The 19,380-nt window shown below is 61.2% G+C and carries 18 protein-coding genes; 11 read left to right on the forward strand and 7 right to left on the reverse strand.

From position 1 onward, the window contains the following. Positions 1-47 precede the first annotated feature (47 nt). Positions 48-410: an STAS/SEC14 domain-containing protein gene (locus ACOZ4O_RS00250; protein ID WP_424523364.1), complete on the reverse strand. Its 363-nt coding sequence runs from the start codon at positions 408-410 to the stop codon at positions 48-50. Positions 411-791: 381 nt separating this feature from the next. Next, entirely contained in the window at positions 792-1,994 is a 1,203-nt protein-coding gene (locus ACOZ4O_RS00255; RefSeq protein ID WP_424523365.1) for an FAD-dependent monooxygenase, read from the reverse strand. Between the two features lie 176 nt (positions 1,995-2,170). Here ACOZ4O_RS00255 and ACOZ4O_RS00260 point away from each other — a divergent pair, with 176 nt between their 5' ends. Further along, on the forward strand, positions 2,171-2,827 hold the full coding sequence (locus ACOZ4O_RS00260) for a helix-turn-helix domain-containing protein (RefSeq protein ID WP_424523366.1): 657 nt from the start codon (positions 2,171-2,173) through the stop codon (positions 2,825-2,827). Between the two features lie 133 nt (positions 2,828-2,960). Here ACOZ4O_RS00260 and ACOZ4O_RS00265 read toward each other — a convergent pair whose 3' ends face one another. Together ACOZ4O_RS00265 and ACOZ4O_RS00270 are read right to left on the reverse strand one after the other, a co-directional pair. Further along, complete coding sequence (locus tag ACOZ4O_RS00265) at positions 2,961-3,599, reverse strand: hypothetical protein (protein ID WP_424523367.1); 639 nt, start codon at positions 3,597-3,599, stop codon at positions 2,961-2,963. Positions 3,600-3,622: 23 nt separating this feature from the next. Further along, positions 3,623-3,991 carry an SHOCT domain-containing protein gene (locus ACOZ4O_RS00270; protein WP_424523368.1) on the reverse strand — a complete coding sequence of 123 codons (369 nt, stop codon included), beginning with the start codon at positions 3,989-3,991 and terminating at the stop codon, positions 3,623-3,625. A gap of 378 nt (positions 3,992-4,369) precedes the next feature. Here ACOZ4O_RS00270 and ACOZ4O_RS00275 point away from each other — a divergent pair, with 378 nt between their 5' ends. Beyond that, positions 4,370-5,032: a DUF5518 domain-containing protein gene (locus ACOZ4O_RS00275; protein WP_424523369.1), complete on the forward strand. Its 663-nt coding sequence runs from the start codon at positions 4,370-4,372 to the stop codon at positions 5,030-5,032. A gap of 150 nt (positions 5,033-5,182) precedes the next feature. On the opposite strand, the gene ACOZ4O_RS00280 is transcribed toward ACOZ4O_RS00275, so the two are convergent. Further along, on the reverse strand, positions 5,183-6,508 hold the full coding sequence (locus ACOZ4O_RS00280; RefSeq protein ID WP_424523370.1) for a hypothetical protein: 1,326 nt from the start codon (positions 6,506-6,508) through the stop codon (positions 5,183-5,185). A 182-nt stretch (positions 6,509-6,690) separates the two neighbouring features. Continuing rightward, positions 6,691-7,344 (reverse strand): AIM24 family protein, encoded by a 654-nt coding sequence (locus ACOZ4O_RS00285; protein WP_424523371.1) that lies wholly within the window; start codon positions 7,342-7,344, stop codon positions 6,691-6,693. A gap of 218 nt (positions 7,345-7,562) precedes the next feature. Between ACOZ4O_RS00285 and ACOZ4O_RS00290 the strand changes: the two genes are divergently transcribed. Both ACOZ4O_RS00290 and ACOZ4O_RS00295 read left to right on the forward strand, forming a co-directional pair. Beyond that, positions 7,563-8,528: a sensor histidine kinase gene (locus ACOZ4O_RS00290; protein WP_424523372.1), complete on the forward strand. Its 966-nt coding sequence runs from the start codon at positions 7,563-7,565 to the stop codon at positions 8,526-8,528. Between the two features lie 70 nt (positions 8,529-8,598). Next, on the forward strand, positions 8,599-10,137 hold the full coding sequence (locus ACOZ4O_RS00295) for a bacterio-opsin activator domain-containing protein (protein WP_424523373.1): 1,539 nt from the start codon (positions 8,599-8,601) through the stop codon (positions 10,135-10,137). Position 10,138: 1 nt separating this feature from the next. Here ACOZ4O_RS00295 and ACOZ4O_RS00300 read toward each other — a convergent pair whose 3' ends face one another. Then, positions 10,139-10,717, reverse strand: a complete 579-nt coding sequence (locus ACOZ4O_RS00300) for a response regulator (protein WP_424523374.1) — start codon at positions 10,715-10,717, stop codon at positions 10,139-10,141. A 144-nt stretch (positions 10,718-10,861) separates the two neighbouring features. Between ACOZ4O_RS00300 and ACOZ4O_RS00305 the strand changes: the two genes are divergently transcribed. The 7 genes from ACOZ4O_RS00305 (at position 10,862) to ACOZ4O_RS00335 (ending at position 19,132) form a co-directional block, all read left to right on the forward strand. Continuing rightward, complete coding sequence (locus ACOZ4O_RS00305; protein ID WP_424523375.1) at positions 10,862-11,215, forward strand: winged helix-turn-helix domain-containing protein; 354 nt, start codon at positions 10,862-10,864, stop codon at positions 11,213-11,215. A 132-nt stretch (positions 11,216-11,347) separates the two neighbouring features. Further along, the gene (locus ACOZ4O_RS00310; RefSeq protein ID WP_424523376.1) at positions 11,348-12,988 is read left to right on the forward strand and encodes a PAS domain-containing protein; all 1,641 of its coding nucleotides are present in this window, start codon (positions 11,348-11,350) and stop codon (positions 12,986-12,988) included. After that, positions 12,985-14,634, forward strand: coding sequence for an ATP-binding protein (locus tag ACOZ4O_RS00315; RefSeq protein WP_424523377.1), 1,650 nt, complete (start codon positions 12,985-12,987; stop codon positions 14,632-14,634). Before ACOZ4O_RS00310 ends, ACOZ4O_RS00315 begins: the two co-directional genes overlap by 4 nt. A 383-nt stretch (positions 14,635-15,017) precedes the next feature. Next, the gene (locus ACOZ4O_RS00320) at positions 15,018-16,124 is read left to right on the forward strand and encodes a hypothetical protein (protein WP_424523378.1); all 1,107 of its coding nucleotides are present in this window, start codon (positions 15,018-15,020) and stop codon (positions 16,122-16,124) included. A gap of 360 nt (positions 16,125-16,484) precedes the next feature. Further along, a complete protein-coding gene (locus ACOZ4O_RS00325; protein WP_424523379.1) occupies positions 16,485-16,625 on the forward strand; it encodes a hypothetical protein in 141 nt (46 codons plus the stop codon). A gap of 414 nt (positions 16,626-17,039) precedes the next feature. Then, positions 17,040-18,506 (forward strand): amidohydrolase family protein, encoded by a 1,467-nt coding sequence (locus ACOZ4O_RS00330; RefSeq protein WP_424523380.1) that lies wholly within the window; start codon positions 17,040-17,042, stop codon positions 18,504-18,506. 257 nt (positions 18,507-18,763) lie between these two features. Continuing rightward, positions 18,764-19,132, forward strand: a complete 369-nt coding sequence (locus ACOZ4O_RS00335) for a DUF7522 family protein (RefSeq protein ID WP_424523381.1) — start codon at positions 18,764-18,766, stop codon at positions 19,130-19,132. Positions 19,133-19,380: the final 248 nt, after the last annotated feature.

Here is a 19,380-nt window from a genome sequence, read left to right on the forward strand (position 1 = left end):
GACTGCGAACGTCCGGCGGCTAAACAGTTCGCCCACCGGCGACCCCATCAATCGTCGTCTTCCAGCCACGCCCACGCGTCGTCTCGTTCGTCAGCCTCGAAGTGCTCAACGTCGATACTGGAGACGAGGTCGCCGGCGCTGGACGCCCACTCAACGAGCGTGCTGTCGCCGACGACGGCGTACTTCTCGATGTCGTCGCTGTGCTCCAGCCAGAATCCGAGGTCTTCGTCGAGTGCGTCGAGTTCGGGTGTCGGTACCGACGGCATCGCAACGAGCACCCGCACCGATCCCTCCTCGTGAATCGTCCCCTCGAGATCCGCGACAATCGCCTCCAAATCCGCCTCGCTCAGCTCGTCCCGAACCTCGTACCCACGAACCGCTCCGTGACTCCGGTCGAGCTTCTCGTACATACCCGACAAGCCGAACGCCACCCAAAAAACCATTCTGGCGGCGCGAAACGCGCATCACACTCCAACACGTGCGAGCGTGTGCTCGCACCCGTCGCCCGGCTCAATGCGGTGGATTCACCGTGGCTTTCAGACCACGCCAACGAGCCCAGCAACACCAACCACAACCATGGCGAGGCCGAGTGCCATAAGCCCGATTTGCCGCGGCCCAACGACACCCCATCTTCAGCGTTCGGATTTCTAACACACCCAGCCTCACAGCCGCGCATCCCCACCTAACTACGAGCCGTCCGAGCGACAGCGGCTTTAACCCGCCTATCCAACGCGAGTTCCACGACACGTGACAGCGAGTGAAGCATTAGGACAGCAGTCACCGTGTCTGACTCAGCGGGGACTGTCGGAGGGTGCTTCTTTCACTCTGGATTCTGGGAGTGCGGTCTGAGCTGCTCGCCGCCGACGCAATCGCCGAACAACAGCGCTCGGAAGCAGCCTGACAGCAAGATTGCGTGCGTAGGTTCCGACCCCCGACTGTATCGTCGCGAGAGCGCCAAGTCGATGGGAGTCGGACCGAATCCGGTCCGCTCTCGGCTTACGTTCTGCTTCGAATGCCTCGAACGCTAGTTCAGGGTTGGCGTGTGTGTCGAGCGCGTGCGCCAACGCAAGGGCATCCTCGATGGCTTGCGCCGCGCCCTGGCCCGCGAACGGGAGCATTCCATGAGCTGCATCGCCCGCGATGACAACCGACCCACGATACCACGTCTCCAGAGCTGGAACCTCCGTGAGACCAGTGACGAAAACATCCTCGGGATTGAGCGAGTTTACTACCGTGGGGATCGGTTCCGGATACTCGGCGTATCGGTCACGAAGTGTCGCTATCGTTTCCGGAAGCGCAGTTGGATCAGATGGCACTTCCCCAGGTGCTGTTGCGAACCAGTAGAATCGATTGTCGTCGATTGGCGCGCCACCTGTATAGGTCCCGTTCCCCCAGATTTCGACGCCTTGACTGCGATAGTCGTCGGGAAGCGTAACTGTGGTGACCGCTCGATAGACGATACTATCCAACTCGGTTGGTTCGACGTTCGCTGTGATTTCGTTTCGGACGACAGAGTTGATACCGTCAGCCCCGATGAGAATATCCGGGTGAATCTGCGTGCCGTCAGCGAACCGAGCCGATGGCGGAGTCGTCGCGGCGACCGCCTCACACGTCATGTCTGTACGAACGTCGGTGTCGAGCTCCGCAAGGAGTATCCGCTGGAGCTCAGCCCGGTGAATCGCGATGAATCCGTACCCGAACTGGCTCCGTTCCACGCGATCGAGATCGAACCGGGTGAGAATCCGGCCGCTCGCGGAGCGGATCAGCCCCTCGTTGAGCGGGACGCCCGCAGCGCGAATCCGGTCAGCGATTCCGAGCCGATCGAAGACGCGGAGTGCGTTCGTCTGGAGGAGCAGTCCCGCGCCGATAGGACGATATTCGGAGGCAGCCTCGTAGACTGTCGGCGTCCATCCTCGCTGTTCAAACGCGAGTGCCGTCGTGAGTCCGCAGATGCCGCCTCCAACGATCGCAACGTCTGGGTTCGATTCCACCATCAGTATCCCCGTCCTGCAGCAGTCACGGCACGTTGCAGATCCCTCACCACTGCCAGTTCCGCAGAGCGGGCGGCCATTCGGAGCGGCTTCATGCTACTTGATTCGAGGGGGATCACGAAACGGTGATTGGCGTATATCCACGTGTTTTTATCAGGCACTGCGAATCACCCTCTCCAATGCGGTATCTCACGCTCCATATCCGTCCGGCGGCTGCAGGCGCGTTCCATCCGCTCGCTAAAGAGCTCATGGACGACCCCGCAATCACTCGGGAAGCGATTCACAACGTCGAACTGCTCTCGGATGGGTCGGTGCTGTTGTTCGCCGAAGGAAGTGGCGACCAGGATCGATACAAGGAGATCATGGACCACTCTCAATTCGTCATCGACTATCTCGTGTCCGGAGACGACCGATGGATGGCTGTCAGTCAGTTTGAACCGACTGAGACGACGCGACGACTGCTGGAACGACAACGTGAGTTGAATCTCACCATTGAAACGCCGATTCACTTCAACGCAGATGGCTCGTTCCGCGTCACATACCTGGGCACCGACGAAGATTTTCAGACGTTCGCTGGAGACAGACCGGCGGACCTCCCCTTTACGTTTGATGTCGTCGAAATGGGCGAATACAACCCGGACGATCCCTCGTTCACACGCCTGTTAACGACACGCCAGCAAGAGGTGGTTGAGTCGGCTGTCGAACTAGGGTACTACAGGGTTCCTCGGGAAGCAACGCTTGATGACGTGGCCGCGGCCGTCGGGATCGCGCCCACGACTGTCGGCGACCACCTCCGAAAAGCCGAAGAACGCGTATTTGGAACTCTCGTTCGGTGAGGCTGGGAGGGTCGAATTGGGTGCGGCGGTTGCTATTTTTGCGACGAACCGATGAATGGGGGTGCAGGAGGCCCTCCGTGACACGCTCTGGGAGCAGCCCGAACCAAACCTCACTGCCGTCCTTTGGCTCACATCAGCCGTCAGTTCTTGCTTGCCGGACGCCTTTGTAGAGGGCTGGGAGGCCCAGCGGGAGGGCGAGTATCCCGAATCCGAGTAGTGCATACGTGGTTCCGCGTGTTCGCTGCAGTAGCAGAATCGTTGTGACGGCGCCGAGAACCGCGATCAGGAACGCCGCGTTGCTCCAAATGATGTCGTAGGTTGAACAGTACAGCCAGCAAACGAACGTGTAGGCCGGCGCGTTCCACGTCGGTGGATGGAGTTTCGGCCAGAACACCCGGCAGTACGTCGTCCAACCCAGCATCGCGACGGTCGGCAACCCAACGAGCCAGACTGCTTTCCCACGATTCACGTTGCCGTATCGCCGGTATCCCGCAAGGAAGAGCGCGGGGAAACAGAAGATCCACAACCAAATACCGACGGTGTAGGTCACCGGCCAGTGTTCGATTCGCGGCTGTGCAATCGGCAGTCGTAGTGTCTCAGGAACCGTCGCCCACGGAAACGAGGGATCGGGAACGGGATTCGTGAGAAACGCGACCAAACAGAGTCCTGTTCCGACGAGAAGTCCGTACAGTCCGAGCGTCGTGTATCGGTCAAGCCACTCTGGAAGTTGTCGATGCGTCGACTGGTGACGAAGACTGGAGAACCCGGCCATGCTTCAATTTTGTCTGGTCGTGCTCAGGTATCTCGTTCAAGTGCTTCGCGGCGCTGTTCGTACTCCTCGTCGGTCAGCTCTCCGCGGGCGTAGGCGAGCCGAAGCTCTTCGAGTGCGTGGTCTGCGTCACTCGGATCCCGCGCAATCGCACGATAGATGAGGTATCCCCCACCGACGAGAGCGATAAGGAACAGGAACTGCATCACGATGCCGACGACGAACATCCAACGAGGCATTGTTCCGTCCCTCATTCCACCCCCCCACATCCCGCCCATCATCGGACCGAACCCCATCATTCCGATCCCCATGAAGAACAATGGGACGATGAATACGGCGCCGATGATAACGAGGAGAAGCGTAACAAGTCGCGTCTCGTCTATTTTTGTAGGCATATCGTGTTCCTCCGTGAGTCTGAGGTCGTCAGTCGTACTACGCACTGACTATTTAATGCGATTGTGCCTTTCATTTGGACGTTTTACCCACCGGTAATCTTTCGAACTCTTGCTTACTACGACTCTAAGCCGAACTATCTGAAGGAAAACTACACCCACGATACCAGGTGACCACAGGTAGCGATAGTCGATGACTACTCCATGGCGTCCAACTCCTTTCGGCCCAGATTTCAACAAAAACCTAGCACGAGCAGTCGCTCCCCCTCCGAGACCACGACTACGCGGGCGACCCGCTCGGTGAACGCAGTCACGTCACGAGTTGCTGGCGGAGAAACCCTTCTCCTGCCTTTATTCGATTAGACTCGCTACCGTCTCTGTATGAGCGAACACACTGAAGACCGCACAATCGTTTTTGATAGCTTGGGTGACTGGGTGCTCGGGGCGGTTCTCTGGATTAGTGGCTGTGTCGTCGCACTCGGTGGCGCAGCGCTCTATTATGGCGTAACTCGCCAAGAGGTTGCGACCGTGATCCGTGAGGGAGAGTTTCGATCGGACGTACTCACGGAGGCCGAAGCGATTGACCTGATTGTCGCGCTCAGCCACTGGGGTGGCCTTGGCCTCATTGTCGCCGGCGCGAGCATCTTCCTCATCGGTATCGCGGTCCTCGTCGGTCATCGCCGCGCCCGACGCGATAATCGAGGAACACCGGCATGGATCATCGGTGTCGTTGGAGCGACCGTCTCAACGATACTCAGTTTCGTCCCCTTCTCACCGGTTCTTGGTGGCGCTGCCGGCGGATACCTTGACCCAGACCACGCCGCACGCGGGATTAGCGTCGGTGCGATTGCCGGCGTCTTCGCGAGTCTCCCGCTTTTCATCGTTGGCCTCTTCACGAGCGTTGGCTTGTTCGTGAGCGGATCTCCAGAAGCGGTTATCGGGGTCGCTGTGGTCTTGGGTATCGGGGTGTTTTTCAGCATCGTCTACTTCATCGGGCTGAGCGCGCTCGGCGGCTATCTCGGCAACTGGGTACGGAAACGCTGACGGCCTCTGCGCGCTGAACGACGACACGTCGCTCGAATAGTTTCGACACGCGGTGCGCTAGATTGTACTTGGGACAGTCGCTGTCGGAGAACGAGCGAGAACCGACAGACGATGAGTGGGACTGAACACGACTGGCCGCATCTGGTTTGTTCAGGGAATGTCGTATTGAGCTACGACGCCCGAGACGCCGTCGACGGTGACGATCACCAGCACGGTATCGTCCTCGGGGTTGACGTAGACGTCCAAATAGCTGATCGGGTCCGGGGTTGTCGTTGTGCTCTCGTAGCCGGAGTTTGTGGCTTTGACGGTTACTTCGTCGGCATTGAACTCCGACACGAATTCGACTCGCACTCGCTCCTCGGCTTCATCAACCGTGAATTCAAACGCGTTCTCCGGGACTGCGTTCGCAACCTTGGGTGGGAGGTCGTCCTCGCGTGGGATGGTGGTTGTTGTCGTGGGGTCTTCGTTCGCCACGAAATCGACATCAATCGTTTCCTCGGTGTACCGTCCCGACGCAGTGACGTGTTTTCCATCGACTGAGACGGTGTGTTCGACGCTGGCGGCTCCGAAACGCTCGTTCAGCGTCGCTTCGTTCACCTCGCCGGCAGCGTGGAGGCCGAGATCAGCCGTGATTTCGCCGTTGTCCGGATCGAACGCCACCGATGACACGACCGCATCCTCCTGTGAGATGAGGCCACCAGCCAGCTGGCCGTTACCGTCCCCGAAGGTATTCTGACTGAGGTCGATTGGCCCGTCCCAGCCAACCATCACGTGCCCCATGTCCGTCTCGGTAAGCAGCGTTGCGAAGCTATCATCGGTCGAGCTCGCGTGCGCCCGACTGCCTCGCTGTGTGTCGAGGACCGCCTCAACGCGGTCGCGCGCATCAGCAATGACAACGGTCGTCTCGTTCACGGCGACGAACCCATCGGTCCCCTCAATGAGTCCATACATCGCGTAGTCGCCGTCGGTTCCAACCGTCTCAAACTGGGTCCGATTGGGGCCGGTTCGAAGTCGTGTATCGATGGTACTTGGGTCGAGGTCGCCGCGCCCGATAGTGACGCCGTCCGCGAAAAACAACTCCGTAATCCCCTGTGTCGGTCGTGCCGGATCTACCAATCGGCCGAGGCCGACAATGGCCAGTGAGAGGGCTGCGCCACCGAGGACGCGGCCGCCGGTCTGTAACGGCAACGTCACGAGTGGGTCGTTGATGTCGTCGATGTTCGGCAGCGTGGGTGCGAGATTCCCGTCGTCCTGTTCGGTCGTGGGAACGATTAGCGGGAGTGCAGGATTGATATGGGCTGTCTCTTCGGACAGCGTGAAGTCGAGATACGCAGTGATTGTTCCGCCGTCGCGCGCCGGGAGCCACTCAGCGTACGGCTCGCTATCGCTATCTTGCGGTCTGCTACAGCCAGCTACTGCTGTTGCTGTCGCTGAGAGTCCGAGTGCGACGAACTGCCGGCGATTGAGATGTTCCATAGTGCTGTCAGCCGTTCTTCTTCGTATGCGGCGTGTTGGTTATTCCACCCTAAAGCAACCGATTCCGTCCGTCAGCGGTGAGGAACGCGCCGTACGACGCGCGTTCAAAGTGACAGAGGGGTGGGTGCGCACCGGACGATACCCGTCAGTGTGGATTGGACGCGTGGTGGACTGTCAGTCTATTAGTGTTCTTCGTAGGGTTGGACGACGACGTAGCCGTCGTCGCCGGTGAACTCCATCTGGAAGCGTTCGCCGGATTCCTGGCCGACCATGTCGGAGAGACTCTTGTTGACGTGCACGTCGGGAGCGCTGGTGCTCCAGGCGACAGTAGCACTCGGGTCGGTCGAAACCGGGGGTTCTAGGACAATTGGGTCGGCGTGCGTGGTGATGGCGACGTAGCCGGGGCCGGTGAGTGTGACGTTCGTGAATCCGCCAGCGAACGCGCCGGCGAGGCTGTCCATCGACGTGATTTCGTACGTGGTTTCGGAGTCGAACGCGAGGACGTCCTCACCGTTGACTGTAATTGATTCGCCGTCGTCGAGGTCGAGCAGTTGGACTTTCTTCTTCTCGTCGGCGAGATACACGTGGCCGTCTCCTGTGACGGTCATCACGGGCGTGCCTTCGCCGGTCGCGGCTTGTTTGAGGAAGCCGCTGAGTCCGCCTTCGGCCGAACTCTTTCCTTTGAACGAGAGGTCGCCGGTGTACGCGACCATCGCGCCTGCTTTCGCCATTACGTCGCCGTCAACGGCGACATCAAGCGTGTAGTTGTTTTCCAGTTGGAACGATTCGTCCGTTTCCGTCGAGCCGTGTTCAGAGGCGAACTCGTCAATATTCATGAATTCTACCGCCGAGCCACTCGGCTGTACGCGAAGCTACCGTGCGACATGAACGTAAACACCGAGTCCGTGTTTCTGTCCCAGCAAACTGAGACAACACTAAAGCACCACCCAGTCAAGTGACTACGTATGCCACGCATGCCGGCCGTACCACGTCGGCCGACATCACCGCCACCCGCCCGGAAAAAGCCCGCAGACCACCCCCGCAGGCAGTAAGAATGACCGGGGAACGTACGGCGGCAATCCCGATCAACGCATATCCCGCCCCCGTCCTCAAGTACACGGTTACAGACGACACACCAGTTATCACAACGACGAACGATGCCTTCGACGACACGTTCCAGCCGCTTCCGAACGACCCGCCCGTTGCAGCCGTCTTCGACCACTTCGATATCGTTGAATCACCCGGCCCCGACGACCCCCTAAATGCTCTCGTTCATGGGACTGCAACCGGCGTCTACCTCGACGGATTCGGTGCGGTCGACACGTATCTCGCGCGCGTCCTCCCCGTCACCGACACGACCGGCTTTCTCGCATTCACGCTGCTCGACGACCGTCTTGTTGACGCCGAAACAACGGGTGTCGGAGACGTTGCTAGCATGATCAGCCACGAACTCCGAAACCCGCTCGACGTCGCGACCGCGCACCTCCAAGCCGCCCGCGAGACAGGGCGTTCCGAACACTTCGAGACAGTCGCTGACGCGCACGACCGCATGGAGCGAATCATCCGGGACGTGCTGACGCTTGAACGAGACCCAGACGCCATCGACCCCACAGACCAACTCGCCCTCAAAAACGCTGTAACGGACGCCTGGCAGGCTATCGACACCACCGACGCGACGCTCAACATCACTGACACGCTTCCCACAGTGCTCGCGGACGCGGCGCAAGTCCACCGGCTGTTCGAGAACCTCTTCCGGAATGCGGTGGAGCACGCTGGTAAGACCGTCACCGTGCGTGTCGGCCCCCTTGAGAACGTTGAGAACGGGATTTTCATCGCTGACGACGGCAACGGAATCCCAGCTGCCGAAGCAGACGCCGTCTTCACACCCGGCTACTCGACCGAGAACGCGGGGACGGGACTCGGGCTGGCGATCGTCAACCGAATCGTCACCGCACACGGATGGACGATTCGTCTCACAACCGCACAGTCGGGCGGCGCTCGCTTCGAGGTACGATGGTGACACCATCCGTGGAACCACCCAGTGACGCGACCAGCCGACCCCCGTTTGACCCGTCGAGCTATCTATGGCTATGAATGAGCGCCTGCAGCACGCACCGATCGGCGCCATCGAAGTCTCGGACGACACCATCGTTAGTGTCAATGACACCGCACAGGACCTCCTCGACATCGATCGTAGTGCCGTCGGGGCTGCCGTCGCCGATGTGCTCCCCCGGTCCGTCGAGGATTCACTGATCGATGCCTTCGCGGACGCCCCGATCACTGACACCGAGTTTGAAGAGTACTACCCTGCGCTCGACCGATGGCTCGCCGTTTCAATCGTGCCCGTGGATGACGCGACGATCGTGTATCTCCAAGATGTCACGCCACGCCACCGGCATGCAGAGACGGTTGACCGGTTACAGGCAGAACGCGACCGAACCGGCGTCGTCGACGGGGTCCGCTCGGCTGTACTAGCCGACCTCGTTGCTGCGTCATCGCGTGCCGAAATCGCCGACACGATCTGTCACGGGCTCGGCGAAACCGACCTGTACGAGTTCGCGTGGGTGGGCGAACGCACCGTTGACAGTAACCGACTCGTCGTTCAAGCAGCCGCCGGAACGACTGGAGAAACGTTCACAGCCGTACAGGAAACACTCGAATCCGACGCGCAGACGCCGGAAGAGCGCGCCGTCGAATCCGGACACCTCCAAGCGATGCAACCGCTCGCAGAGGCTGACAGCCTCCCGGACGCGATCCGCATGGCCGGCTTCGCTGACGGCGTCCAGTCCGCACTGGCAATCCCACTCGTCTCCGGGTCGGATGTCCACGGTGTAGTCGGCGTCTATGCAGCCGGCACCGACGCCTTCTCCGCACGTGAACGACGGAGCTTCAAGACGCTCGGCGAAATCGCAGGATTCGCCATCACTGCGACACGGAACCAGAATCTGCTGTTGTCGGACGCAGTCACCGAAGTCACCTTCGCGGTCGAGGATACGTCCGTTCTCGCCACGCTCAGCGACGACCTCGACGCGACAGTTACGCTCACCGGGGTCGTCCCACAGAACCACGACACGATGCTCTGTTTCGTCGAGATTACAGGTGGGACTGAGCATGCACTCGATCAGGCAGTCACTACGACTGCCGGCGTCGCGGATGCGCGTCTCATTAGCGAAACGGCGTCGGGTGGAACCGTCGAACTCGAACTCCACGATTCGTCGCCGCTCTCGACGGTTGTGTCCCGCGGCGGCAGTATCCGGCAGGCAACCTTCGACGATGGCTCTGGGCGCATCGTCGCTAATTTTCCCCAGGACAGCGACATCCATCGAATCACGACCGCCATCGGTGACGGCACAGGTGTCGAAGTCGTCGCGAAACGGGAACGAAACCGGTCCGTGACGACGGCACGCGAACTCCGCGATAATCTCGAAACGGAATTGACGGACCGGCAGCGAACCGTGCTTCGCACCGCGTACCTCGCTGATTATTTCGAATCGCCGCGCGGAAGCACCGCAGAAGAAGTCGCTGCCTCACTCGATATCACTGGGTCAACGCTCCTGCATCATCTTCGCGCGAGCCAACGGAAGCTACTCGACGTGTTCTTCGCGGAGGACACCACCGTAACCGACTAACTCACGCTTCTTCTCGCCCGATTCGTTTGAACTCGTCAAGAATGTCGTGGTCGTCGAGCAGTCGGCGGGCGCGTTTTTCGAGGCGGTCCGCACGCTCGGCGAGGTCGGTATATTCTGCGTGGTTTTCGCGGGTGGCCGGGCTCGTTTCGGCTTCGAGGACCGCACACGTGGACGCGGCGCTGAAGTACGCACCGAGCGTTTCGTACGCGAGAATTCGGCGTTGTTGATCGATGACGGAGTGGATGTCCGCTTTGTCCACGGGCTTACAGAGGTACTCGTCGAACGGTAGCTCAAGCACGTCGAAGTCCGGATCGACCGCCGTCACCATCACGACACGACCGTAATAGCCGGCCTCGTCCAGTTGCGCCAACACCTCGTCACCCGACATATCAGGCATATGGCGGTCCAGAAGCACGATGTCGATTGCAGTGTCCTCGATGAGTGAGAGCGCTGCTTCGCCACTGTAGGCAGTGTCGACATCACAGACCCCACGCAGGCGGAGCGCGTACGCGTCAGCCACCTCTCGCTCGTCGTCCACAACGAGCGCTCGCAACTCGTTCGACCGGTCACTGTCCGCCATCTCTGAGGAGTGGTTCAGGGTCATGCCTACATCCCCATAACTGATTGGCTTCCCTCCCAAGTCTGCACTCCTAGACACCGGCACAACTCTGGATCTGGATAGCTAGCCCCACCCTCCAGTAGGGACACCCACCTCTCCTACCGTATGTCCCCACAACTGACGACCCCCACCACGAAGCACCCACCCGACAACTCCAACAGCGAGGACCTGACATCTGAGGAACTCTTCGATCTCTTCGGTGACGAGTACACCCGCCGCGTGTACGAGGCTATCGCCGACGAACCGCGCTGCGGACGCGCTGTCGCCGACGCCGCCGACGTCTCCCGCCCAACGGCATATCGCCGCCTCAACGCCCTCCACGACGCTGGCCTCGTGCGCACCGAGATGGTCATCAGCGACGACGGCCACCATCGCGAACGCTTCGAAGCCGTCGCCGACTCCCTCTCGGTCTCCCTCGCCGACGGCTGCCTCCAAGCGATCGTCAGCGTCGATGAGTGACCGCCGATGCCCCGCGGCGCCACACACCCGCCCAAACGGATGAGGCACAGTTTTCAGCCCCTAGTGTGGACATCCGCCCACATCACGGCCACTGCGCCACGCACGCCGCGGAACTGACCTAGACGACACGATATGATCACGGCGACCGGGCCCGCTGCACTTGCCGCCAGCATCGTCGCGGTACTCACGAGTCTGGGCTTCCTCGCCACACTCCTCCGACACCGCCACGACCCCACGACCGGGCCCGTCCTCGGAATCGCCGTCACCCTCCTCGCCGGCGCCGTCCTCCACCTCGCCGTCGTCGACATCGCCCCCATACGGCACGCGCTCGGCATCCAGTGGGCGCCAACAGACTCACCCGGCGGCTTCTGGACGCTCATCGCGTTCGACATTCCAGCGATCGTTGGCGTCCTCTGGTTCCTGTTCGCACTCCAATATACGGGCCGCGATCGAAACGCAACACCAATCGCGCTGTCAGCGGTCGCCGTCCTCCTCGTCCTCCTCATCGCCCCCAATGTCGCCCTGGCGATGGTCGGCGCGTTCATCGGCGTCTCGACAACCACACTCAACACGGTCCTCGGAATCACAATCGTCCTCGCAGACTCACTAGCCGTAATCGGAATCTTCCTCCTCTGCGCAACAACACTCCGCCACAAAGCGTTCCCCGCAACCCAAACCGCACTCCTCACCTTCGCCGTCACCACAATCCTGACGCTCCCCTTCGTCACCGCAACCCTCCAAGAACCGATCGCAACCCCCCTCGCCATCACCGCCTCCGCACTCCTCTTCACCACCGTCGTCCACCACTACCGCGTCTTCGAAACACTCCCCGTCGTCTCCATCGCCGGCCGCGACCGCGTCATCAACGACATGGCCGACGGCGTCATCCTCACCGACACCGACGGCCGCATCCGAGACCTAAACCCCGCCGCAGAATCGCTGTTCGACAGCTCGCGCACGGACGTCTTGGGCGCGTCACTGAACACGATTGCCGCCACACTCCCAGCCCCCAACCAGATTCCCGAGGCAGACCCGCAGACTATCCGCGGTAACTCCGGTCGAATCGTCTCCGTCACTGCCGAGTCCGTATCCCACACTCGCGGCCGCACGCTCGGCTACCTCCTCGTCTGCCGTGACATCACTGAAACACGCCGCCGCGAACACCGCCTCAGCGTTCTCACACAGCTCGTCGCCGACGCGACAACGAACGAGATGCGGACCGTCACGACCATCGCGGACGCCATCGCCGCCGGCGACCACCCCGCACCCGACGGCGGAGCACGTATCCTCGAGACTGCCACCGACACGGCGACCTTGGTCGGCCGTGTTCGAAGCGTGGAGCGCGCGCTAGCCGACCGTAACCCAGCCCAGTCCACCCAGACCACCGTCCAAGCCCTCGTCGACGACCTCCAGAGCACACTCCCCGTCGATGTCTCGACACCAGCCGCTGGAACGCCACTCCAGGTCGCCGCTGACCGCCAACTCGTCGTCACACTCCTCGAAACGCTCGTGACCGCCGCAGAAACAACGGACACGATGGTGTCCCTCCACGCGAACACCGAAGCCGACCGCGTCACCATCACGGTCACCCCATACCCACAGCGTGACACAGACACGATCGCTGATTGCGCGCTCGAAATCGCCCAACTCGCCGCCACACACACCGACTGGACCGTCGAAACAACGACGAGCGACAACGACCCCGCCGTGTGCGTTCAACTCCCCGCACACCCCGCGGACACCGACAAAGACACCGAACCGAACACACGATGACCGTCTCACCCTCACTCGTTATCATCGATGCCACCGTCGCCGCTGTCTTCCTCCTGTTAGCCGCGGTCGGTATTCGCCACCGAGACCGTCCCGGCGCACGCATCATCACGGCCCTGTGGCTCGTGCTCGCTGCACTCAGCACCACTCTGGTGCTGGCCCGCACCGACATCGTCGCTGGACGGCCAGTCGCCAGCGCGCTCCTCGCCGGCTGGCTCATCATCGTCCCCCTCTGGGCCGGGTTCGTGTTCGAGTACACCGGCCGCGGCCCACCACTCACCAGACCCTTAATTGCCATCACCGCCGTCTACGTGCTTGGAACCGGCGTCGCGAGCCTCCACGGAACAGCACTCACCGGCCCACTCGAACTCCTCGTCCGCACCACCACCTCAATCCTCCAAACCGCCCTCATCGGCGTCGGACTATTCGGCGTGTTCTTACTCGTCCGCTCAACCGCCACCTACGACGACCTCCCCCGCGGCCGAAGCATCGCGTTATCCATCAGCGGCCTCGCCATCTCGATTCTATTGTTCTCTCTCAGCACGCTCACCGCACCCAACCCCCTAACATTCCCCTGGACAACCACCGGCTTTCTAACCCTCATTGCCGGGGCGTTCACCGTCAGCGTGTACCCCTGTGGACTGTTCAGTGACACACCCGGAGCCGGCCCGCTCGCCCGGTCATCAATCCTCGAAGAGATGAACGACGCCGTCATCGTCGTCGACCAATCACACCGCCTCGTTGACGCAAACGACGCCGCCGAACGCACACTCGGCGTCACCCTCGCCCGTACCGCAGGCCGCCCACTCCAAGAGGTCCTCGGCTGGGATCCCGCAACCGCCGTCACATCACCAGCCACAGTCCAGACACCCAACGGGCAACGCCGCTTCGACGCCACACAATCCTCGCTCACGAACACCAGCGGCGACCCGATCGGCACCGCGTACGTCCTCCAAGACGTCACAGACGCCCAAACCAGAAAACAACGACTCGAAGTCCTCAACCGCGTCCTCCGGCACAACCTCCGCAACGACCTCGACGCAATCCGCGCCTTCGCCGAAGCACTCTCCGACGACACCGTCGACGACCCGGCATTTGTCGCCGAACGCATCCAACGGACCTCACGCGACCTCGTTGACCTCGGCACCACAGTCGAACGCGCAGAACGGATCCTAACCGGCGACACACTCCACCACCAAGAGGTCGCCGTCCCCGCCCTCATCACAGACGTCGCTGACGACGTTCGCGACCGCACTGACTGCCACATCGAATACGATTCCCCGACCGAGAGCGAACGGGGACCGCACCTCACAACGGACCGCGACGTCCTTCGTATCATCCTCCATGAACTCATCGAGAACGCGGTCGAACACACCGACAGTGACACACCAACCGTGACGATTACCACTACACAGACCACCCACGGCGTGCGCGTCAGCGTCCGCGACTACGGCCCCGGCATCCCGGAACGCGAACGCGCCGTCGTCCAAGACGGCGAAGAAACCCCGCTCGAACACGGCACCGGCGTCGGACTCTGGTTCGTCTCCTGGGCCGTCACCCGACTCGGCGGCGACCTCTCCTTCCGCGACGTCGACCCAGGCAGTTGCGTCCAAGTAACCCTCCCAGACCACCACCCACCAGCACCCTAACACAGTCGCAGACGTTACGCCACCGGCAATACCCATCGACTATCTGTTGGTGTTTCACGTCCTGAAACACGCACCCGGGCTCTTTGACGACCGCAAGCGATGGTTCTCCTGCCTGCCGGTCCTCGGCGGGCAGCCAACCGTTTCCCCCTCACTTTATCGGCCCTCCATACTCGCGCTCCAGGGGCCGATTTTCACGGCACACTACTCCGCCGAACCAATCCCGAGCACGTCCAGATGAGCCACACGCACACGCCCCTCCCACGCAGACCATCGGTTCCCGTACGTCCGCCATACCCCACAGCCTCGAATCGTCCCCATAGCGCGTTACACTGCCAGAAACACTCCACACCGACTTACATACCGGCGGACACTACGCAGACACGATGGTCCCCGATATCTCTCGGCGAGCGGCGGTACGCGCGCTCGCAACCGCGGGCGTCGTCGGTGTCGCCGGCTGCACGAACGCGACGAGCGACACCAGCGACACAACCAGAACAACCACCGACCAATCCCCCTCCACCGGCACTGACCCAACCCAGACGACCACGGCCGGCGACCGATCACTCGACCCGGCATCGAGCCCCGTCGCCGCTGTCCAGACGGCGTTCACAGCCGAGACCGTCGACGGCTTCCAGTCACGATTCCACCCCCTCCACCCGTATAGCATCGCGAAGCTGTCCCGCGAAAACGCGAAGGCCCTCCTCAAGAACGCCAGCGACCTCACCAGTGTCACCCGCGTCGACCGCAACATAACCGTCGACCTCGTCGTATCCGCCACCCTCCCCGGAACGAACGTCGACCGGAACGCCGTCACAAACGCGCTTGCAAACACAGAGTCTGTAGTCGTCGAAGCAACCGCGAACACTGACTCCGGCACACAAACCGTCCAGCTCATCACCGTCAAACAAAACGGCGGATGGCTGGTCCTGGCACAAGGCCTCCCTCCAACGACCGAGGCCCGAGAAACGCTGTCGGCATGGGTGGTCGAGAACATCATGTTCGACGAACGCGCCGGCGTCGCCTCCGTACAATTCGTCGACAATATCGCCGCAGACAGCGTAACCGTCGAAGCGCGCCAATCCGGCGCGTCCAAGACCACGAACGCGCCCGAAAGCGTAACCACCCTCGACGTAGACATCGCGTCAGACCGGGACGAGGTCGTCGTCTCCGCAACCATCGACACCGAAGACCATGTTGTTCACCGCGAGCGCTACCCCGAAACCGACCGCCTCGTCGACACCATCGAATTCGTCACCGACCCCGAAACTGACAGCCGGGACGCCATCGCCCGCGTCACCTTCAACGACACCGACCGAGAGGGCCGCGTCCGCATCGCCTCAACCATCCAAGGCGGAAGCGCAGAAGCCGAGCCTGCCGGATCCCTCAACTACCTCGTCGTCGGCATCAACCCCAACGGCGACGAAATCATCGTCACCTACCCGGCCGGCGAGAACGCAGAAGAAGTCCACCGCGAACGCTGGCGGCCATAACACACACTTAGAGCTCTACCTTGGCGGCCCCCGTCCTCCCAGCTAAAACGAGCCACCCCGCCAAGTCAATCGCTACCCAGCTGACCACCGCCCGCACCTGTTGGGCCCCAACACGGCAACACCCACTACTGGATTAACACTCTCGAACACAGCTCTGTGAGCGGTGACAGCTGTTCGAGTGCGGTGCACTCCATTCAGCCGCCCGCTGCGACAACAAGCTGTACAACCTCACGGTTCGGGGGCGGCGCTACCTGACGAGCGGTGTGCGCGTGGACGCTCTCGTTCCGGAACCGAACCCGCGACAACCAGGACGCATGTCGTTAGTCTGTTCGGCGGAGGTTCGTAACGTCAAGGAGGTCCGTGAGGAGGTGTGTCTCGAAGTCGGCGTGCGACGATGAGTTCGTCTCCGGTGGAGCGTGCCGTGGCGGCGACGAGGCGGTCGCGGGCGGCCATCCGTTCGCCGTCAGCCATCAGTTGATCCTGCAGCCGTCCCGCCTCTAACGCGATCTGTTCGTTCAGGTCGAGTGCTTGGACACCGCCGAACTCCTGCCGAACGCTGACGACATCCGTCGTTCCAGAACCCCCTCACAATCGCCCGCAGCCCCAACGAAACCCACAAAAACACGCTCGCGGACGCAGTCCTCGACCGGCGCACCAACTAAGCTATCAATCCCTCTCCCCCCTCATAATACCACTACGGCACTGTGATAGTTGCTCAACCCCACGCACACATACAGATAAAGCCGTGGACTAGTGAAGAACCTCTTCCGGAACGCGCTTCAACGCCACTACGGTCCTGCTGTAACTGGGATGGCGAACTGCGTCACAGCGAACGCTTGCAGAGCGCGAGCCTGCGACTGATAGATATGGAAAACGACATTTTAGAAACCTCGCAACCGTCAGAGACGATTACTGATGGCAGCCGATATCGCGATTCACGACGCATACGTTCTCACGATTGACGACCGAAACCGACTCTACGAACGAGGAACAGTCCTCATCGAGGATGGTCGCATCACTGAGGTGCGAGCTGCCCAGGACGACGATGCGGACATCGCGGCCGACCGCGTCATTGACGGCGAAGGCAAACTCGTGATGCCAGGATTGGTCAACGCCCACACCCACCTTGAGCTGACGCCGCTAATGGGCGCATTCAGCGATCTCGACCTGCTGGAGATGATGGGCGGGATGACCGCGATCTATGGCCAGATCGCTGCCGGTGAGTACGACTACCTCACCGAGGCCGGATACGAACTTGCGGCTCTCAACTTCCTCGCTGGTGGCGTCACCACCGTCAACTCGATGGACGTCCGGCCGAGCGCAGGTGCGGAGACGTTCGGTGAGGCTGGTCTCCGCGGATTCTTCGGGCTGGCGCTCTCCGATCTCTTCTGGGACGTTCCTGTCAGCGAGCAGTTCGCTCGCGCCCGCGAATTCATCGACGAGTACCACGACACCTACGACGGCCGGATCCGGGCGACGATCACCCCGCATGACGACTGGTCGTGTACCCGCGAATTGTGGGAGCGCACTGCCGCCCTTGCTGCCGAGTACCCCGACCTGCTCGTTCACACTCACTTGCTCGAACTTGAGGCGAGCAACACGATGGCGCGGTCGAACGGCGCAGCAGATTCGCTTGACCTCCTCGACGATGTTGGTCTGTTGGACGACCGGTTGGTGGCTGCCCATTTCCGTCTCGCCGACGAGGCGGACATTCGGCGGACGGCCGAGGCTGACGCGTCGGTCGCACACTGCCCGTCGATTTTCTGTTATTGGAACACGGACGGCGATGTGCAGTGGACGCCGGTCCCAGAACTTCGAGATGCCGGTGTCGATGTCGGTCTCGGCATCGACGATCACTACTGGCACGACTCGTACAGTCTGTTCGGTGAGGCGCGACAGGCGCGGCTTGCGGCCAACCTGAAGCGGTCAGCTGGCCAGTACCAGTCGATGGAATTGGTGCGGATGCTCACTATTGACGGGGCGGAGGCACTCGGTGTCGGCGATGAGATCGGGAGTCTTGAACCTGGCAAGCGCGCTGATGTACTCGTGGTTGACCTGGACAAGCCGAAGTTCACTCCCGTGACTAACATTCCGGCCCAGGTCACTAACAATGCGGGGCCCGCCGATGTGGAGATGGTCATCGTTGACGGCGACGTGCTGATGACCGATGGCGAGATCGAGACGATGGATGCCGACAACGTGCGTGAGCGGGTCGAATCCGCGGTCGAACGCTTCGTGGCGGAGAGTGAGTGGGAACTTGACATCGGAGGCAGTGACCCGCCGAGCAAGCTAGACCTCGCCCGCGACTTGCCGACGCGTGGCCCCAGTCAGTTGCTCGGGCGGTTGGCGTTTCAGTCCGCTAGGGACAAGTTCCCATTCTGACGCGAGGTGGAGTCGGGCCGATGGTTGTTACGCGCCGCGTCTATGATGACAGTGTATTTTAGTCATCCCACGGGCGTGCGCCGGCTGGTGAGTGGACGGGTTCAACACGGTCATCAAAACGGTGTTCTTCACAGAGACTCTCGCTCAAGGCCGCGTGCTCGTTATGCGGAGGTGTCGAAACAGACGTTCCAAGCCGGCCCGTTCGCGTCCCGGGCTGGCCAGAACTTGTTTGAAGTACCCTATCGACGGTTCGTGACATGGACGGCCAGTATGAGGAGTTAGTGGAATATTGTCAGCGGCAGGCTGGCGATAGTTTTCAATCGGCGTTCACGTATACCGAGAACTCCGCAGACCCGTACTATGTCCGGCCAGACATGAAGGGGGCGTTCGCGGAAGGCGGGCTGGAAGAGTTTCGAGAAGCGGCCTGGGGGATTCATACGACCGTCCTGAAACAAGCACCTAAAGCCTCAGTTCTTGGAGAGTATCAGGCAACGGTGCACACCTTCGAGACGGCCTTCGCCATCCAATTCAGAACCGATGCTGATACTGGAATTGTCCTTACGTTCGACCGGAATATCGGCCGTAATCTCCACGGGTTCCTGATGGAATGCGAACGGTACCTCTAGATGAGGTAAAGGCAATGCGGAACGCTGTCGACATGCGATGTTCAGGCTACCTATTCACCAGAAAATATTTCACTTTCTGAGGGGGAACTGGGATAATGCCCTCCACTAGTGACATACCGCGGTGGCGTGAGGTGATGATGCTCATTTTACTAAGTGCGCTCTTCGCGTCACTTCAGTGGGATACGCTACAGGACCTCATTTCCAATGGGCTAACGGCCGTCAACACGCTCGTAGATGTCTCATTGTTG

This window comes from Salarchaeum japonicum, from assembly GCF_049705945.1.
GTDB classification, from domain to species: Archaea; Halobacteriota; Halobacteria; order Halobacteriales; family Halobacteriaceae; genus Salarchaeum; species Salarchaeum japonicum_A.

Bases quoted from the DNA above. Each gene is read 5' to 3' on its own strand.
- ACOZ4O_RS00250 (WP_424523364.1), bottom strand. From the start codon at position 410: ATGTACGAGAAGCTCGACCGGAGTCACGGAGCGGTTCGTGGGTACGAG.
- ACOZ4O_RS00255 (WP_424523365.1), bottom strand. From the start codon at position 1,994: ATGGTGGAATCGAACCCAGACGTTGCGATCGTTGGAGGCGGCATCTGC.
- ACOZ4O_RS00260 (WP_424523366.1), top strand. From the start codon at position 2,171: ATGCGGTATCTCACGCTCCATATCCGTCCGGCGGCTGCAGGCGCGTTC.
- ACOZ4O_RS00265 (WP_424523367.1), bottom strand. From the start codon at position 3,599: ATGGCCGGGTTCTCCAGTCTTCGTCACCAGTCGACGCATCGACAACTT.
- ACOZ4O_RS00270 (WP_424523368.1), bottom strand. From the start codon at position 3,991: ATGCCTACAAAAATAGACGAGACGCGACTTGTTACGCTTCTCCTCGTT.
- ACOZ4O_RS00275 (WP_424523369.1), top strand. From the start codon at position 4,370: ATGAGCGAACACACTGAAGACCGCACAATCGTTTTTGATAGCTTGGGT.
- ACOZ4O_RS00280 (WP_424523370.1), bottom strand. From the start codon at position 6,508: ATGGAACATCTCAATCGCCGGCAGTTCGTCGCACTCGGACTCTCAGCG.
- ACOZ4O_RS00285 (WP_424523371.1), bottom strand. From the start codon at position 7,344: ATGAATATTGACGAGTTCGCCTCTGAACACGGCTCGACGGAAACGGAC.
- ACOZ4O_RS00290 (WP_424523372.1), top strand. From the start codon at position 7,563: ATGACCGGGGAACGTACGGCGGCAATCCCGATCAACGCATATCCCGCC.
- ACOZ4O_RS00295 (WP_424523373.1), top strand. From the start codon at position 8,599: ATGAATGAGCGCCTGCAGCACGCACCGATCGGCGCCATCGAAGTCTCG.
- ACOZ4O_RS00300 (WP_424523374.1), bottom strand. From the start codon at position 10,717: ATGGCGGACAGTGACCGGTCGAACGAGTTGCGAGCGCTCGTTGTGGAC.
- ACOZ4O_RS00305 (WP_424523375.1), top strand. From the start codon at position 10,862: ATGTCCCCACAACTGACGACCCCCACCACGAAGCACCCACCCGACAAC.
- ACOZ4O_RS00310 (WP_424523376.1), top strand. From the start codon at position 11,348: ATGATCACGGCGACCGGGCCCGCTGCACTTGCCGCCAGCATCGTCGCG.
- ACOZ4O_RS00315 (WP_424523377.1), top strand. From the start codon at position 12,985: ATGACCGTCTCACCCTCACTCGTTATCATCGATGCCACCGTCGCCGCT.
- ACOZ4O_RS00320 (WP_424523378.1), top strand. From the start codon at position 15,018: ATGGTCCCCGATATCTCTCGGCGAGCGGCGGTACGCGCGCTCGCAACC.
- ACOZ4O_RS00330 (WP_424523380.1), top strand. From the start codon at position 17,040: ATGGCAGCCGATATCGCGATTCACGACGCATACGTTCTCACGATTGAC.
- ACOZ4O_RS00335 (WP_424523381.1), top strand. From the start codon at position 18,764: ATGGACGGCCAGTATGAGGAGTTAGTGGAATATTGTCAGCGGCAGGCT.